The organism is Arthrobacter globiformis, assembly GCF_046536215.2.
GTDB lineage: Bacteria > Actinomycetota > Actinomycetes > Actinomycetales > Micrococcaceae > Arthrobacter > Arthrobacter globiformis_E.
This window is the reverse complement of sequence record NZ_CM143421.1, coordinates 4,522,215-4,535,818: the sequence shown is the minus strand read 5'-3', so window position 1 is coordinate 4,535,818 and position 13,604 is coordinate 4,522,215. Positions and strand designations below refer to the sequence as shown.

At 62.1% G+C, this 13,604-nt stretch carries 23 protein-coding genes; 1 reads left to right on the top strand and 22 read right to left on the bottom strand.

Annotated features, from left to right (window positions below; genetic code table 11):
- Positions 1 to 3: 3 nt before the first annotated feature.
- The 21 genes from secY to rpsJ all read right to left on the bottom strand — a co-directional run bounded on the left by secY (position 4) and on the right by rpsJ (position 11,445).
- Positions 4 to 1,314 carry a preprotein translocase subunit SecY gene (secY, locus tag R5O87_RS20595; protein WP_410554810.1) on the bottom strand — a complete coding sequence of 437 codons (1,311 nt, stop codon included), beginning with the start codon at positions 1,312 to 1,314 and terminating at the stop codon, positions 4 to 6.
- 196 nt (positions 1,315 to 1,510) lie between these two features.
- Positions 1,511 to 1,996 (bottom strand): 50S ribosomal protein L15, encoded by a 486-nt coding sequence (gene rplO, locus R5O87_RS20590; protein ID WP_306924871.1) that lies wholly within the window; start codon positions 1,994 to 1,996, stop codon positions 1,511 to 1,513.
- The gene (rpmD, locus tag R5O87_RS20585; RefSeq protein WP_003803757.1) at positions 1,996 to 2,202 is read right to left on the bottom strand and encodes a 50S ribosomal protein L30; all 207 of its coding nucleotides are present in this window, start codon (positions 2,200 to 2,202) and stop codon (positions 1,996 to 1,998) included. Before rpmD ends, rplO begins: the two co-directional genes overlap by 1 nt.
- Positions 2,203 to 2,205: 3 nt before the next feature.
- Positions 2,206 to 2,922 carry a 30S ribosomal protein S5 gene (rpsE, locus tag R5O87_RS20580; protein ID WP_410554811.1) on the bottom strand — a complete coding sequence of 239 codons (717 nt, stop codon included), beginning with the start codon at positions 2,920 to 2,922 and terminating at the stop codon, positions 2,206 to 2,208.
- Complete coding sequence (rplR, locus tag R5O87_RS20575; protein ID WP_003803763.1) at positions 2,919 to 3,302, bottom strand: 50S ribosomal protein L18; 384 nt, start codon at positions 3,300 to 3,302, stop codon at positions 2,919 to 2,921. Before rplR ends, rpsE begins: the two co-directional genes overlap by 4 nt.
- Before the next feature lie 2 nt (positions 3,303 to 3,304).
- Positions 3,305 to 3,841, bottom strand: a complete 537-nt coding sequence (gene rplF / locus R5O87_RS20570) for a 50S ribosomal protein L6 (protein ID WP_410554812.1) — start codon at positions 3,839 to 3,841, stop codon at positions 3,305 to 3,307.
- Between the two features lie 18 nt (positions 3,842 to 3,859).
- Positions 3,860 to 4,258 carry a 30S ribosomal protein S8 gene (gene rpsH, locus R5O87_RS20565; RefSeq protein WP_018769139.1) on the bottom strand — a complete coding sequence of 133 codons (399 nt, stop codon included), beginning with the start codon at positions 4,256 to 4,258 and terminating at the stop codon, positions 3,860 to 3,862.
- 82 nt (positions 4,259 to 4,340) lie between these two features.
- The gene (rplE, locus tag R5O87_RS20560; protein WP_331572343.1) at positions 4,341 to 4,922 is read right to left on the bottom strand and encodes a 50S ribosomal protein L5; all 582 of its coding nucleotides are present in this window, start codon (positions 4,920 to 4,922) and stop codon (positions 4,341 to 4,343) included.
- Complete coding sequence (rplX, locus tag R5O87_RS20555) at positions 4,922 to 5,281, bottom strand: 50S ribosomal protein L24 (RefSeq protein ID WP_003803770.1); 360 nt, start codon at positions 5,279 to 5,281, stop codon at positions 4,922 to 4,924. The genes rplE and rplX overlap by 1 nt, the downstream gene beginning before the upstream one ends.
- Positions 5,282 to 5,284: 3 nt before the next feature.
- Positions 5,285 to 5,653: a 50S ribosomal protein L14 gene (rplN, locus tag R5O87_RS20550; RefSeq protein WP_003803789.1), complete on the bottom strand. Its 369-nt coding sequence runs from the start codon at positions 5,651 to 5,653 to the stop codon at positions 5,285 to 5,287.
- A gap of 433 nt (positions 5,654 to 6,086) precedes the next feature.
- Positions 6,087 to 6,392, bottom strand: a complete 306-nt coding sequence (rpsQ, locus tag R5O87_RS20545; protein WP_076801234.1) for a 30S ribosomal protein S17 — start codon at positions 6,390 to 6,392, stop codon at positions 6,087 to 6,089.
- A complete protein-coding gene (gene rpmC, locus R5O87_RS20540) occupies positions 6,389 to 6,718 on the bottom strand; it encodes a 50S ribosomal protein L29 (RefSeq protein ID WP_003803792.1) in 330 nt (109 codons plus the stop codon). Before rpmC ends, rpsQ begins: the two co-directional genes overlap by 4 nt.
- Positions 6,719 to 6,720: 2 nt before the next feature.
- Complete coding sequence (rplP, locus tag R5O87_RS20535; protein ID WP_076801229.1) at positions 6,721 to 7,137, bottom strand: 50S ribosomal protein L16; 417 nt, start codon at positions 7,135 to 7,137, stop codon at positions 6,721 to 6,723.
- Positions 7,138 to 7,974 carry a 30S ribosomal protein S3 gene (gene rpsC / locus R5O87_RS20530; protein WP_111905195.1) on the bottom strand — a complete coding sequence of 279 codons (837 nt, stop codon included), beginning with the start codon at positions 7,972 to 7,974 and terminating at the stop codon, positions 7,138 to 7,140.
- Positions 7,975 to 8,340 (bottom strand): 50S ribosomal protein L22, encoded by a 366-nt coding sequence (gene rplV / locus R5O87_RS20525; RefSeq protein WP_003803798.1) that lies wholly within the window; start codon positions 8,338 to 8,340, stop codon positions 7,975 to 7,977.
- Positions 8,341 to 8,378: 38 nt separating this feature from the next.
- Positions 8,379 to 8,660 (bottom strand): 30S ribosomal protein S19, encoded by a 282-nt coding sequence (rpsS, locus tag R5O87_RS20520; protein WP_003803803.1) that lies wholly within the window; start codon positions 8,658 to 8,660, stop codon positions 8,379 to 8,381.
- Positions 8,661 to 8,672: 12 nt separating this feature from the next.
- The gene (rplB, locus tag R5O87_RS20515; RefSeq protein ID WP_003803804.1) at positions 8,673 to 9,512 is read right to left on the bottom strand and encodes a 50S ribosomal protein L2; all 840 of its coding nucleotides are present in this window, start codon (positions 9,510 to 9,512) and stop codon (positions 8,673 to 8,675) included.
- A gap of 29 nt (positions 9,513 to 9,541) precedes the next feature.
- Positions 9,542 to 9,847 (bottom strand): 50S ribosomal protein L23, encoded by a 306-nt coding sequence (gene rplW, locus R5O87_RS20510; RefSeq protein WP_003803807.1) that lies wholly within the window; start codon positions 9,845 to 9,847, stop codon positions 9,542 to 9,544.
- Positions 9,844 to 10,464, bottom strand: a complete 621-nt coding sequence (rplD, locus tag R5O87_RS20505; protein WP_410554813.1) for a 50S ribosomal protein L4 — start codon at positions 10,462 to 10,464, stop codon at positions 9,844 to 9,846. Before rplD ends, rplW begins: the two co-directional genes overlap by 4 nt.
- Before the next feature lie 4 nt (positions 10,465 to 10,468).
- The gene (rplC, locus tag R5O87_RS20500; protein ID WP_410554814.1) at positions 10,469 to 11,119 is read right to left on the bottom strand and encodes a 50S ribosomal protein L3; all 651 of its coding nucleotides are present in this window, start codon (positions 11,117 to 11,119) and stop codon (positions 10,469 to 10,471) included.
- 17 nt (positions 11,120 to 11,136) lie between these two features.
- Positions 11,137 to 11,445, bottom strand: a complete 309-nt coding sequence (gene rpsJ / locus R5O87_RS20495; protein ID WP_003803825.1) for a 30S ribosomal protein S10 — start codon at positions 11,443 to 11,445, stop codon at positions 11,137 to 11,139.
- 405 nt (positions 11,446 to 11,850) lie between these two features.
- Between rpsJ and R5O87_RS20490 the strand changes: the two genes are divergently transcribed.
- Positions 11,851 to 13,314: a GH1 family beta-glucosidase gene (locus R5O87_RS20490; RefSeq protein ID WP_410554815.1), complete on the top strand. Its 1,464-nt coding sequence runs from the start codon at positions 11,851 to 11,853 to the stop codon at positions 13,312 to 13,314.
- A 46-nt stretch (positions 13,315 to 13,360) separates the two neighbouring features.
- On the opposite strand, the gene R5O87_RS20485 is transcribed toward R5O87_RS20490, so the two are convergent.
- Positions 13,361 to 13,486, bottom strand: a complete 126-nt coding sequence (locus tag R5O87_RS20485; protein ID WP_410554816.1) for a hypothetical protein — start codon at positions 13,484 to 13,486, stop codon at positions 13,361 to 13,363.
- Positions 13,487 to 13,604: the final 118 nt, after the last annotated feature.

Sequence of the window (13,604 nt, the reverse complement as noted above, 5' to 3'; positions counted from 1 at the left end):
TGGTCATCGCAATAGCCCTTCGTAGTGACGCTGCTGTAGCTGCGCGTCAATTTGCTTGACGGTTTCCAGGCCAACGCCCACCATGATCAGGATCGAGGTGCCACCGAACGGGAAGTTCTGGTTTGCGTTGATCAGCACGAGCGCCACCAGCGGGATCAGTGCCACGAAGCCAAGGTAGAAGGCTCCGGGCAGCGTGATGCGCGACAGGACGTACTGCAGGTAATCCGCGGTCGGCTTGCCGGCACGGATACCCGGGATGAAGCCGCCGTATTTCTTCATGTTGTCGCTGACCTCTTCAGGGTTGAAGGTGATCGCGACGTAGAAGTAGGTAAAGAACACAATCATGGCGAAGTACAGCGCCATGTAGATGGGGTGGTCACCGCGCGTCAGGTTGTTGTTGATCCACTCAACCCACGGCTGGATCGACTCCCCCGCCTTCGGCTGGTTGAACTGCGAGATCAACGCCGGCAGGTAGAGCATCGAGGAAGCGAAGATGACGGGAATGACGCCGGCCATGTTCACCTTGATCGGAATGTAGGTGCTGGTGCCGCCCACGGTGCGCCGGCCGATCATGCGCTTGGCGTACTGCACCGGGATGCGGCGCTGGGACTGCTCCACGAAGACCACCAGGGCAACTGTCAGCAGGCCGATGGCCAGCACGATGAAGAACGTACCCGGGCCCTGGGCGGACCAGATGGCGCCCAGCGAGGTGGGGAAGCCGGCGGCGATGGCCGTGAAGATCAGCAGCGACATGCCGTTGCCGACGCCCTTCTCGGTCACGAGCTCACCCATCCACATGATGAGGCCGGTACCGGCCGTCAGCGTGATGATGATGAGGATCGTGGTGATGACGCTCTGGTCCGGGATGATCGGCAGGTTGCAGCCGGGCAGCAGCTGGCCGGAGCGCGCCAGCGACACCAGCGTCGTGGCGTTCAACAGGCCAAGGGCGATGGTCAGGTACCGCGTGTACTGCGTCAGCTTGGACTGCCCGGAGGCGCCCTCTTCGTACAGCTGCTGGAACCGCGGGATGACCACACGCAGCAGCTGCACAATGATGCTCGCCGTGATGTACGGCATGATGCCCAGGGCGAAGATGGAGACCTGCAGCAGTGCACCACCGCTGAAAAGATTGACGAGCTGGTAGATCCCGCCCTGGGTCTGCCCGTTCGACAAGCATTGCTGGACATTCTGGTAGCTCACACCGGGCGAGGGGATAAAGGCTCCCAAGCGGAAGATTGTGATGATTCCCAGCGTGAACAACAACTTGCGTCGCAGATCAGGCGTTCGAAACGCCCGGCCGAATGCGCTTAGCAAGCGTCCTCCTCAGTAATTAATAGGTCACGTGATGCAGGTCGATAAACCCAACAACCGAGTCTAACCGGTGTTTGCGGCATGCGAACAATCCGGACGACCCAATGGGTATGAAAAAACTCCCGGCACAGGGGCCTCGGCCCCCGTGCCGGGAGTTTGCGCAGCGGGCAATTGCCCACCGGCTCCGGGACAGAATCCCTTAGAGCGCGGTGGTGCTTCCGCCGGCTGCAGCGATCTTTTCAGTCGCGCTGGCTGAGAAGGCGTGGGCGGTGACGTCAACCTTGACGGTGATGTCGCCGGTGCCAAGCACCTTCACGGGCTGGTTCTTGCGAACAGCACCCTTTGCAACCAGGTCCTCCACGGTGACAGCACCACCTTCCGGGAACAGCTCGTTGAGCTTCTCCAGGTTTACAACCTGGAACTCAACCCGGAACGGGTTCTTGAAGCCGCGCAGCTTCGGCAGGCGCATGTGCAGCGGCAGCTGGCCGCCGGCAAAGCCAGCCTTCACCTGGTAGCGGGCCTTCGTACCCTTGGTACCGCGACCGGCGGTCTTACCCTTGGAGCCTTCACCACGACCAACACGGGTCTTGGCGGTCTTGGCACCGGGGGCGGGACGCAGGTGGTGAACCTTCAGAGCGCTCTGCTTTTCAGCAGCTGCGGTCTCGGCCGTGTTCTTCTCTGCCATTACTTCGCCTCCTCAACATTCACGAGGTGCGGAACCGTGTTGAGCATTCCAACGGTCACGGCGTCGGCGGTGCGGACAACGGTGTGTCCGATCCGCTTCAGGCCGAGGGACCGCAGGGTGTCGCGCTGGTTCTGCTTGGCGCCAATGACGCCCTTAATCTGGGTGATCTCCAACTTGGCGTCGGAGGGAGTCAGGTTCTTGGCCATGACTTAGACACCTGCCTTCTGGTTCATCAGCGAACGCACCAGGGCGGCCGGAGCAACCTCGTCCAGCGGCAGGCCACGGCGTGCTGCCACGGCTGCCGGCTCTTCGAGGCGCTTCAGGGCATCAACGGTCGCGTGAACGATGTTGATGGCGTTGGAGGAACCGAGCGACTTGGAGAGGATGTCGTGGATGCCCACGCACTCCAGTACTGCACGGACCGGACCACCGGCGATAACACCGGTACCGGCGGAAGCCGGACGCAGCATTACGACACCAGCGGCCGCTTCACCCTGAACGCGGTGAGGGATGGTGTTGCCAACGCGGGGAACGCGGAAGAAGGACTTCTTAGCCTCTTCAACGCCCTTTGCGATAGCAGCGGGAACTTCCTTGGCCTTGCCGTAGCCGACGCCGACCAGACCGTTACCGTCACCAACGACGACGAGTGCGGTGAAGCTGAAGCGACGACCACCCTTGACGACCTTGGAAACGCGGTTGATGGTGACAACGCGCTCTACGAACTGGTTCTTCTCGGCTTCACGTCCGCCATCGCGGCCGCCACGGCCACCGCGGTCGCCGCGGCCCTGGCCACGGTCGCCACGCTCGCCGCGACGGGCGCCACCACGGCGGTCCTCGGTTGCGGGGGCAGTGGTCTCAGCAGCTGCGGCTTCGGGTGCCTTCTCTTCTGCAGACACAGTGTCCTTTTCCTTGTTTGCTTCGGTCACAGTGACAGCCCACCTTCGCGTGCACCGTCAGCGACGGCCGCGATCCGGCCGTGGTACTTGTTACCACCACGGTCGAAAACGACAGCTTCGACGCCGGCAGCCTTGGCACGCTCGGCGACGAGCTCGCCAACGCGCTTGGCCTTGGCGGTCTTGTCGCCGTCGAATGCACGAAGGTCAGCTTCCAGAGTGGACGCGCTAGCTACGGTCTGGCCAATGGTGTCGTCGACAACCTGGACAAATACGTGGCGTGCGGAGCGGTTGACGACCAGGCGAGGACGTACAGCCGTTCCGGAGATGCGCTTGCGGATACGAAGCTGGCGGCGGCTGCGCGAAGCAGACTTGCTCTTGTTCGTACGCTTCTTGTTAATGGCGATGGCCATGGTTACTTACCAGCCTTTCCGACCTTGCGGCGGATGACTTCGCCCGCGTAGCGGATGCCCTTGCCCTTGTACGGGTCAGGCTTGCGCAGCTTGCGAATGTTGGCAGCAACCTCGCCGACCTGCTGCTTGTTGATGCCTGAGACAGAGAGCTTGGTCGGTCCCTCTACTGCAAAGGTGATGCCGGCCGGAGCCGAAACGCTGACCGGGTGGCTGTAGCCGAGAGCGAACTCAAGGTCAGAACCCTTGGCCTGAACGCGGTAACCGGTACCGACGATTTCAAGCTTCTTCTCGTAGCCTGCGGTGACGCCCTGGATCATGTTGGCGATCAGGGTGCGGGTCAGGCCGTGGAGCGAACGGGAGGCGCGCTCGTCGTTCGGGCGGGTGACGGTCAGGGTGTTCTCCTCGAGGGCAACCTCGATGGGGCTGGCCACAGTGTGGCTCAGTTCGCCCTTGGAACCCTTGACGCTGACGACAGAGCCGTCAACCTTGACCTCAACGCCGGCAGGAACGGTGATGGGGAGACGTCCAATACGTGACATTATTCTCTTCCTTTCCCGTTACCAGACGTAAGCGAGGACTTCGCCGCCCACGCCCTTCTTGCCGGCCTGCTTGTCAGTCAGGAGGCCGGAAGAGGTGGACAGAATTGCGATACCCAGGCCACCCAGCACGTGCGGCAGGTTGGTGGACTTCGCGTAAACGCGGAGACCCGGCTTGGAGATGCGACGGACACCCGCGATTGAACGCTCGCGGTTCGGACCGAACTTGAGCTCGAGGGTCAGCTTCTTGCCGACTTCAGCGTCCTCTTCCTTCCAGCCGGCGATGAAACCTTCGGCCTTGAGGATGTCAGCAACGCGAGCCTTGAGCTTGCTGTAAGGCATAGACACGGAATCGTGGTATGCCGAGTTTGCGTTACGCAGGCGCGTAAGCATATCTGCGACAGGATCTGTCATAGTCATTTGGGCACTTGCCCTTCCTCGTAACGGTTTCCGCCGTTCTGTCCCTGGGGAAGCAGAGCGGCCGGACCTTTTACGTAGTTAATTAAGCTTCGGTCTTGAACGGGAAACCAAGCGCCTTGAGCAGCGCGCGGCCTTCGTCGTCGGTCTTGGCGGTGGTCACAACCGTGATGTCCATACCGCGGGTGCGGTCGATGGAGTCCTGGTCGATCTCGTGGAACATAACCTGCTCGGTCAGACCGAAGGTGTAGTTGCCGTTGCCGTCAAACTGCTTGCCGCTGAGGCCGCGGAAGTCGCGGATACGGGGCAGGGCCAGCGTGACCAGACGGTCCACGAATTCCCACATGCGGTCGCCACGCAGGGTTGCGTGTGCACCAATCGGCATGCCTTCGCGCAGCTTGAACTGTGCGATCGACTTGCGGGCCTTGGTGACCTGCGGCTTCTGGCCGGTGATCAGGGTGAGGTCGCGGACAGCGCCGTCGATCAGCTTGGAGTCCTTGGCGGCATCTCCAACACCCATGTTCACTACAACCTTGACCAGACGGGGAACCTGGTTCACATTCTCGTACTTGAATTCCTCAAGGAGCGAGCTCTTGATGGAATCGGCGTACTTGGTCTTCAGACGAGGAACGATCTTCGTTGCCGGAGTCTCGAGAGTCTCAGTCATTAGATGTCCTTCCCGGAGCTCTTGGCCACGCGGATGCGGACGGTCTTCTTGACGCCGTCCTTCTCTACGGTGTCGAGGCGGAAACCAACGCGGGTCGGCTTCTTGGTGGACGGGTCAACGAGAGCCACGTTGGAAACGTGGATCGGAGCCTCGACAACCTCGATGCCGCCGGTCTTGGTGCCGCGCTGCGACTGGCCGACCTTGGTGTGCTTGGTTACGCGGTTGATACCTTCAACCAGCACGCGGTTGGTGTCCGGGAACACGCGCAGGACCTTGCCCTGCTTGCCACGGTCGCCGCCGCGCTCAGCCTTGGCGCCAGTGATGACCTGTACCAGGTCACCCTTCTTGATCTTAGCCATGGACTAGAGCACCTCCGGAGCCAGAGAAACGATCTTCATGAACTTCTTGTCACGGAGTTCACGACCAACCGGTCCGAAGATACGGGTACCGCGGGGGTCACCGTCGTTCTTCAGGATGACGGCTGCGTTCTCGTCAAACTTGATGTAGGAACCATCCGCACGGCGGCGTTCCTTCTTGGTACGGACGATGACAGCCTTGACGACGTCGCCCTTCTTTACGTTGCCGCCCGGAATTGCGTCCTTGACGGTTGCGACGATGACGTCGCCGATGCCTGCGTAGCGACGGCCAGATCCACCGAGAACGCGAATGGTAAGGATTTCCTTAGCACCCGTGTTGTCGGCGACCTTCAGTCGCGACTCCTGCTGAATCACTATTTACTCCTTGCGTCGCGCCGGTTCTCAGACCGAATTACTTGCTACGGAATGAGCCTTGCGGAACGGTTGATCGGGGTGTCTCTTGACCTGACTGGATTTTGCCAGACCAGGCCTAAACGCCCGTGCCACAAACAGTTGCTTCCCAAGCCCGCGAAGGCGCAAGGGGGCACTATGCCGTGGCACGATTGTTTACGAGGTTTGCTGCAGGCGCACAACAGGCGCCATACAAACTCAAAATCTTAGCACAGTTTGGCCCAGCCTCCATATCACCTCCCGCCGCTCCCCCGCAACGTACGGGGCTCCCCCTTAACGCACGACGGCGACATGTTCTGCCGGCGCTAGCACCGCCGTCGGCCGCTTCCCCACTTAAACGCGGAAACCCCCGCTCCCAAAGGGAACAGGGGTCTCCATGCAGCCAGGCTGCGGGGTGTTACTTGGCCTTTTCGAGGATTTCCACGAGCCGCCAGTTCTTGGTGGCGGACAGCGGCCGGGTCTCGGCGATGACAACCAGGTCGCCGATGCCGGCGGTGTTCTGCTCGTCGTGTGCCTTGACCTTGGAGGTGCGGCGGATGACCTTGCCGTACAGGGCGTGCTTCACGCGGTCTTCAACCTGAACAACGATGGTCTTGTCCATCTTGTCAGAGACCACGTAGCCGCGACGCGTCTTACGGTAACCGCGCTGCTCAGCCGTAGCTGCCGTAGCAGTTTCCGTCACGTTCTCGTCCTTTTCACTCACTTGGCGTCCTCCTCGGTCTCAGCCTCGGCCGGCTTTTCAGCCTTCTTAGCTGCAGACTTCTTGGACTTCTTTTCTTCCTTGGCTTCCACAACCGGTGCGGCAACCTCGGCACGAATGCCCAGCTCGCGCTCACGGAGAACGGTGTAGATGCGTGCGATGTCCTTCTTTACCGCGCGCAGACGACCGTGGTTCTCCAGCTGTCCGGTGGCGGACTGGAAACGCAGGTTGAACAGCTCTTCCTTGGACTTGCGGAGTTCTTCAACGAGACGCTCGTTGTCGAAACCGTCCAGCTGTGCGGGTGCGAGATCCTTCGACCCTACTGCCATTTCTACTCACCACCTTCGCGACGCACAATGCGTGCCTTCAACGGCAGCTTGTGGATTGCCAGGCGCAGGGCCTCGCGAGCTACCTCTTCATTGACACCGGAGAGTTCGAAGAGAACCCGGCCCGGCTTGACGTTGGCGACCCACCACTCCGGCGAACCCTTACCGGAACCCATGCGGGTTTCGGCAGGCTTCTTGGTCAGCGGACGGTCCGGGTAGATGTTGATCCAGACCTTACCGCCACGCTTGATGTGGCGGGTCATCGCGATACGGGCAGATTCGATCTGACGGTTCGTGACGTATGCCGGGCTCAGGGCCTGGATACCGAACTCACCGAACGAGACCTTGGTGCCACCCGTGGCAGCGCCGGAACGACCCGGGTGGTGCTGCTTACGGTGCTTGACTCGACGTGGGATAAGCATTTAAGCCTGTCCTCCTTCTGCTGCCTGTGCCGGTGCGGCAGCCTCGGCTGCCGGAGCTGCAGCAGCAGGAGCTGCGTCGGCTGCCGGACGGTCGGTACGACGGCGGCGGTCACCACGGTCAGCGCCACCCGGGCGGCCCGGACGGTCGCCGGAGCGGCCACGGGACGGAGCAGCAGCTGCCTGCTGAGCCAGTTCCTTGGAGGTGACGTCGCCCTTGTAGATCCAGACCTTCACGCCGATGCGGCCGAAGGTGGTCTTGGCTTCGTAGAAGCCGTAGTCGATGTTCGCGCGGAGGGTGTGCAGGGGCACACGGCCTTCGCGGTAGAACTCCGAGCGGGACATTTCTGCGCCACCCAGACGGCCCGAGCAAGCGATACGGATACCCTTGGCACCGGCACGCTGTGCGGACTGCATGGCCTTCTTCATCGCACGGCGGAATGCCACGCGGGAAGTCAGCTGTTCTGCAACACCCTGGGCAACAAGCTGGGCTTCCATCTCGGGGTTCTTGACCTCGAGGATGTTCAGCTGAACCTGCTTGCCGGTGAGCTTTTCGAGCTCGCCACGGATGCGGTCTGCCTCGGCGCCGCGGCGGCCGATGACGATGCCCGGACGTGCCGTGTGGATGTCCACGCGGACACGGTCGCGGGTGCGCTCGATCTCAACCTTGGCGATACCGGCGCGCTCCATGCCCGTGGACATGAGCTGGCGGATACGGATGTCTTCGCGAACGAAGTCCTTGTACCGCTGGCCGGACTTGGTGCTGTCAGCGAACCAGTGCGATACGTGATCGGTGGTGATGCCGAGTCGGAACCCGTGCGGGTTTACTTTCTGTCCCACTTAGCGAGCCTCCTCTTTCTCCGGGGTAGCGACTACCACGGTGATGTGGCTGGTGCGCTTCTTGATCTGAAATGCACGACCCTGGGCACGCGGCTGGAACCGCTTCATGGTCGGGCCTTCATCAACAAACGCTTCGCTGATGATGAGGTCACCTTCGTCAAACGCAACGCCGTCGCGGTCCGCGAGGACCCGGGCGTTGGAGATTGCCGACTGAACTACCTTGAATACCGGCTCCGAAGCTGCCTGCGGGGCAAACTTCAGAATTGCCAGAGCCTCGTTCGCTTGCTTTCCACGAACAAGGTTGACGACGCGCCGGGCCTTCATAGGCGTTACGCGGATGTGGCGCGCAATTGCCTTGGCTTCCATTGCTTTCCTTCTCTCGTCTTTGACGTAAGTGCAGGCGCCTAGCGGCGCTTGCCCTTACGGTCGTCCTTGACATGGCCGCGGAATGTCCGCGTGGGAGCGAATTCGCCGAGCTTGTGCCCGACCATCGACTCGGTGACAAACACCGGGATGTGCTTGCGTCCGTCGTGCACGGCGATCGTGTGCCCGAGCATGTCGGGGATGATCATCGAGCGGCGGGACCAGGTCTTGATGACGTTCTTGGTGCCCTTTTCGTTTTCCCTTGCGACCTTCACAAAGAGGTGCTGGTCAACGAAAGGACCTTTTTTCAGGCTGCGTGGCATGTGTCCAGGCTCCTATCGCTTGTTCTTGCCAGTACGACGGCGACGAACAATAAGCTTGTCGCTCTCTTTGTTGGGGCGGCGGGTACGGCCTTCAGGCTTACCGTTCGGGTTGACCGGGTGACGACCACCGGAGGTCTTACCTTCACCACCACCGTGCGGGTGGTCAACCGGGTTCATGGCGACACCACGGACGGTCGGGCGAACGCCCTTCCACCGCATACGGCCGGCCTTGCCCCAGTTGATGTTCGACTGCTCGGCGTTGCCGACCTCGCCGATCGTGGCGCGGCAGCGCACGTCAACGTTGCGGATTTCGCCGGAGGGCAGACGCAGCTGGGCGAAACGGCCTTCCTTGGCGACAAGCTGAACAGATGCACCGGCGGAACGGGCCATCTTGGCACCGCCGCCCGGGCGCAGCTCAACCGCGTGGATAACCGTACCCACGGGGATGTTGCGCAGGGGCAGGTTGTTGCCAGGCTTGATGTCAGCGTTGGCGCCGGCTTCCACGAAATCGCCCTGGGAGAGCTTGTTCGGGGCGATGATGTAGCGCTTGGTGCCATCAACGTAGTGCAGGAGGGCGATGCGAGCCGTGCGGTTCGGATCGTACTCGATTTCGGCAACGCGGGCGTTGACGCCGTCCTTGTCGTGGCGACGGAAGTCGATCAGACGGTACTGGCGCTTGTGTCCACCACCCTTGTGACGGGTGGTGATCTTACCGGTGTTGTTACGGCCGCCCTTCTTGGGCAGCGGACGTACCAACGACTTTTCCGGCGTCGACCGCGTGATTTCGGTGAAGTCAGCTACGCTCGAGCCGCGGCGGCCCGGCGTAGTCGGCTTGTATTTACGGATTCCCATAATTCATTTCCTCGTTAAAGTGGTCTCCGCTACGCGAGCGGACCGCCGAAGATGTCGATAGTGCCTTCTTTGAGGGTCACAATGGCACGCTTGGTGCTCTTGCGGGTGCCCCATCCGAATTTGGTGCGCTTGCGCTTACCGGCACGGTTGATGGTGTTGATCGATTCGACCTTGACGGAGAAGATCTTCTCCACGGCCAGCTTGATCTCGGTCTTGTTCGACCGGGGGTCCACCAGGAAGGTGTACTTGCCCTCGTCGATCAGGCCGTAGCTCTTTTCCGAAACGACGGGTGCAAGCACGACGTCGCGCGGGTCCTTGATGGTGGCTGCGCTCACTTGGCATCCTCCTGGTTCTTTGCAGCCTTGTCAGCAACGAATGCTTCGTAGGCAGCCTGAGTGAAGACTACGTCGTCGGAAACGAGCACGTCGTAGGTGTTCAGCTGGTCCACGTACAGGACGTGGACTTCGGCGAGGTTGCGCACGGAGAGTGCAGCAACGTCGTTCGCGCGCTCGATGACGACCAGCAGGTTCTTGCGCTCGGAAACTCCGCGCAGGGCTGCCAGTGCTGCCTTGGAGGACGGCTTGTCGCCGGCAACCAGTTCAGAAACGACGTGGACGCGGCCGTTGCGGGCGCGGTCAGAGAGTGCGCCGCGCAGTGCAGCAGCAATCATCTTCTTGGGGGTCCGCTGGCTGTAGTCACGCGGGGTGGGCCCGTGGACGATGCCACCGCCGGTCATGTGCGGAGCGCGGATCGAACCCTGACGGGCGCGGCCGGTGCCCTTCTGCTTGAACGGCTTGCGGCCTGCACCGGAAACTTCGGCGCGGGTCTTGGTCTTGTGGGTACCCTGGCGAGCAGCAGCGAGCTGGGCAACGACGACCTGGTGCAGCAGCGGCACGTTGGTCTGAACGTCGAAGATCTCTGCAGGCAGGTCAACCTTGACAGTGTTAGCCATTGAACTAGGCTCCCTTCACGGCGGTGCGTACGAGTACGACCTGGCCGCGGGCACCGGGAACGGCGCCCTTGATCAGGAGCAGCGACTTCTCGACGTCAACCGCGTGGACCGTGAGGTTCAGCGTGGTGTGACGAACGGCGCCCATGCGGCCGGCCATTCTCATGCCCTTGAAGACGCGGCTCGGGGTGGATGCTCCACCGATAGAACCGGGCTTACGGTGGTTCTTGTGGGCACCGTGGGAGGCGCCAACACCGGAGAAGCCGTGACGCTTCATAACACCGGCGAAGCCCTTACCCTTGGTGGTGCCAACGACGTCGATCTTCTGGCCGGCTTCGAAGAGCTCAACAGAGAGCTCCTGGCCCAGCTCGTACTCGGCAGCATCTGCGGTACGGAGTTCAACGACGTGACGGCGAGGCGTGACGCCTGCCTTTTCAAAGTGACCAGCCAGCGGCTTGGTGACCTTGCGGGGATCGATCTGGCCGTAGCCGATCTGAACGGCGACGTAGCCATCGGTCTCTGCGTTACGCAGCTGGGTGATGACGTTCGAGTCAGCCTGGACAACAGTGACGGGGATGAGCTTGTTGTTCTCGTCCCAGACCTGGGTCATGCCGAGCTTCGTGCCCAGCAGGCCCTTTACGTTACGGGTTGCGGTCATAGTCTCTCAGCACCTCCCTACAGCTTGATTTCGATGTTCACGTCGGCCGGCAGGTCGAGACGCATGAGCGAGTCAACAGCCTTGGGCGTGGGGTCGATGATGTCGATCAGACGCTTGTGCGTGCGCATTTCAAAGTGCTCGCGGCTGTCCTTGTACTTGTGCGGAGAGCGGATAACGCAGTACACGTTCTTCTCCGTGGGCAGCGGCACCGGGCCGACTACCGTTGCGCCTGCGCGCGTGACCGTCTCAACGATCTTCCGTGCTGAAACGTCAATGACCTCGTGGTCGTATGACTTCAGCCGGATGCGGATTTTTTGTCCCGCCATGTCGCCTGACTCTCTTTCAGTAAGTGCTGCTCTGTTTACTTGCGTGTTGTATGGCTGCCGAAGCATTTGAAGTCGTAACTACCACCCGCCGCACAAGCTGAATCCGGATGAATCCGGGTTCCTCAACCTGCCGGCGCACCCGACCCCCGCGGTCGGGCGTGTCGCGCTGTGCAAAACGCACGAGCCCGCATTTCCTTGGGGGGTGGGTTATGTTTGGGCTTCAACCTGGACCCTGACACCCGGCATTATCCGGATCGGGACGCGAAGAAGCGCTTGAACAACTCATCTAGTATGCCGGAATTTATCCGAGGATGCGAATCGGGCCTTTTCAGCGGCCGTTGCCAGCCCTGTTCCTCCGCTCCAAGCGTCATTGCCTCCGGCAATCATCGGTTGGATGATGGGTGAATGGCCGTGCAGAACGCCGACGCCGGCAGGGACGACGCCGTCACCGCAGATGCAGTGCAAAACCTCGCCGGACGCCTGCGCCCGGATTTCACGCTGGGCGTTGCTGCCGCCGCCTTCCAGATCGAGGGGGCCCTCGCCGCGGACGGCCGCGGACCCTCGGGCTGGGACGCCTTTGCGGCGAAGCCCGGCAACATCCTGCACGGGCATTCGCCGGAGGTTGCCTGTGACCACTATAACCGCGTGCCGGAAGACGTTGCCCTCATGCGCGAACTCGGCATCGACTCCTACCGCTTCTCGATCTCGTGGCCACGGATCCATCCGGACGGCCGCGGCGCAGCCAATCCGCGGGGCCTGGACTTCTACGACCGGCTGGTTGACCTGCTGCTGGCGGCCGGCATCTCCCCCATGGCCACCCTCTACCATTGGGACACTCCCCTGCCCCTTGAACGCAGCGGCGGCTGGATGAACCGGGCTACGGCTGAGCGCTTCGCGGAGTACGCGGCTGCTGCCGGTCAGCGGCTCGGGGACCGGGTGGCGCAGTGGGTCACGCTCAACGAGCCCGTGTCCGTCACGCTCAACGGCTACGCTCTCGGCGTCCATGCGCCCGGCCGCGACCTGCTGTTCAAGGCGCTGCCTGCGGTCCACCACCAGCTTCTCGGCCATGGACTTGCGGTCCAGGCCCTGCGCGCCGCCGGCGTGGCCGGAACCATCGGCGTCACCAACCTGCACTCCCCCGTACGCCCTGCCACCCGGCGGCTGGCGGACAGGCTGCTGGCCAAGGTCTGCGACCTTGTCCTCAACCGCGTGTACGCCGATCCCATCCTCCTGGGACGCTACCCTGCCCCGCCGCTTGCCGCCCGCCCCTGGTTCAGGTTTCTGTCCCGGACGTCCGACGACGACCTCCGCCTCATCAGCCAGCCGCTCGACTTCTACGGGGTGAACTATTACTACCCTGTGCGCGTGGCCGCAGGCCAGGGCCCGACGGACACCCCAGCAGGCAACGCCCAGGCCATGGCGCGGGTACCGTTCCATTTTGCGGCCTTCCCCGAATACGCCACCACGGGATTCGGTTGGCCGGTGGCCCCGGACCATTTGGGCATCCTGCTGCGGGAACTCAAGGACAGATACGGGGAAGCTTTACCGCCGGTGTATATCACCGAGAGCGGCGCCAGTTTTCCGGAACCCGAACACGTCACGGGCCCGATCGTCGATACGGGCCGGATCGACTACCTGGCGCACCATCTGGGCCAGGCGGTGAACGCCACGGCGGCCGGCGGAATCGCGCACGATGTGCGGCTGCTCGGCTACTTCGTCTGGACGTTCATGGACAACTTCGAATGGGCCGCCGGGTATTCACAGCGGTTCGGCCTGGTCCACGTGGACTTCGAGACCCTGAAGCGGACGCCCAAGAAGTCTTTCTACTGGCTGCAGGCACTCAGCCGGGCGCGGGTACGCACGGCCTGACGTTGCGCCCATCGCTCCTTGTTGGAGCTACTGGTTCTTGTTGGAGCTACTGGTTCCTGTTGGCCCGGTTGATCCGCTTGGCACGCTCAATCTCGTGGCGGAAGTGCTTCTTCGCCCAAACAACGCCCACCACCACGGCGGCAACCACCAGCAGGAAAATAAGCCAACCCATGATGCTCCCTCTTTGCCACGAATCTGTCTTTGCACCGGCGCTGCCGGGAGCACTAACCCTATCAGGGGCACCCTCCCAAGCGGTGGGCAGCAGATACAAAAACAGCCCCGCTGCCAGG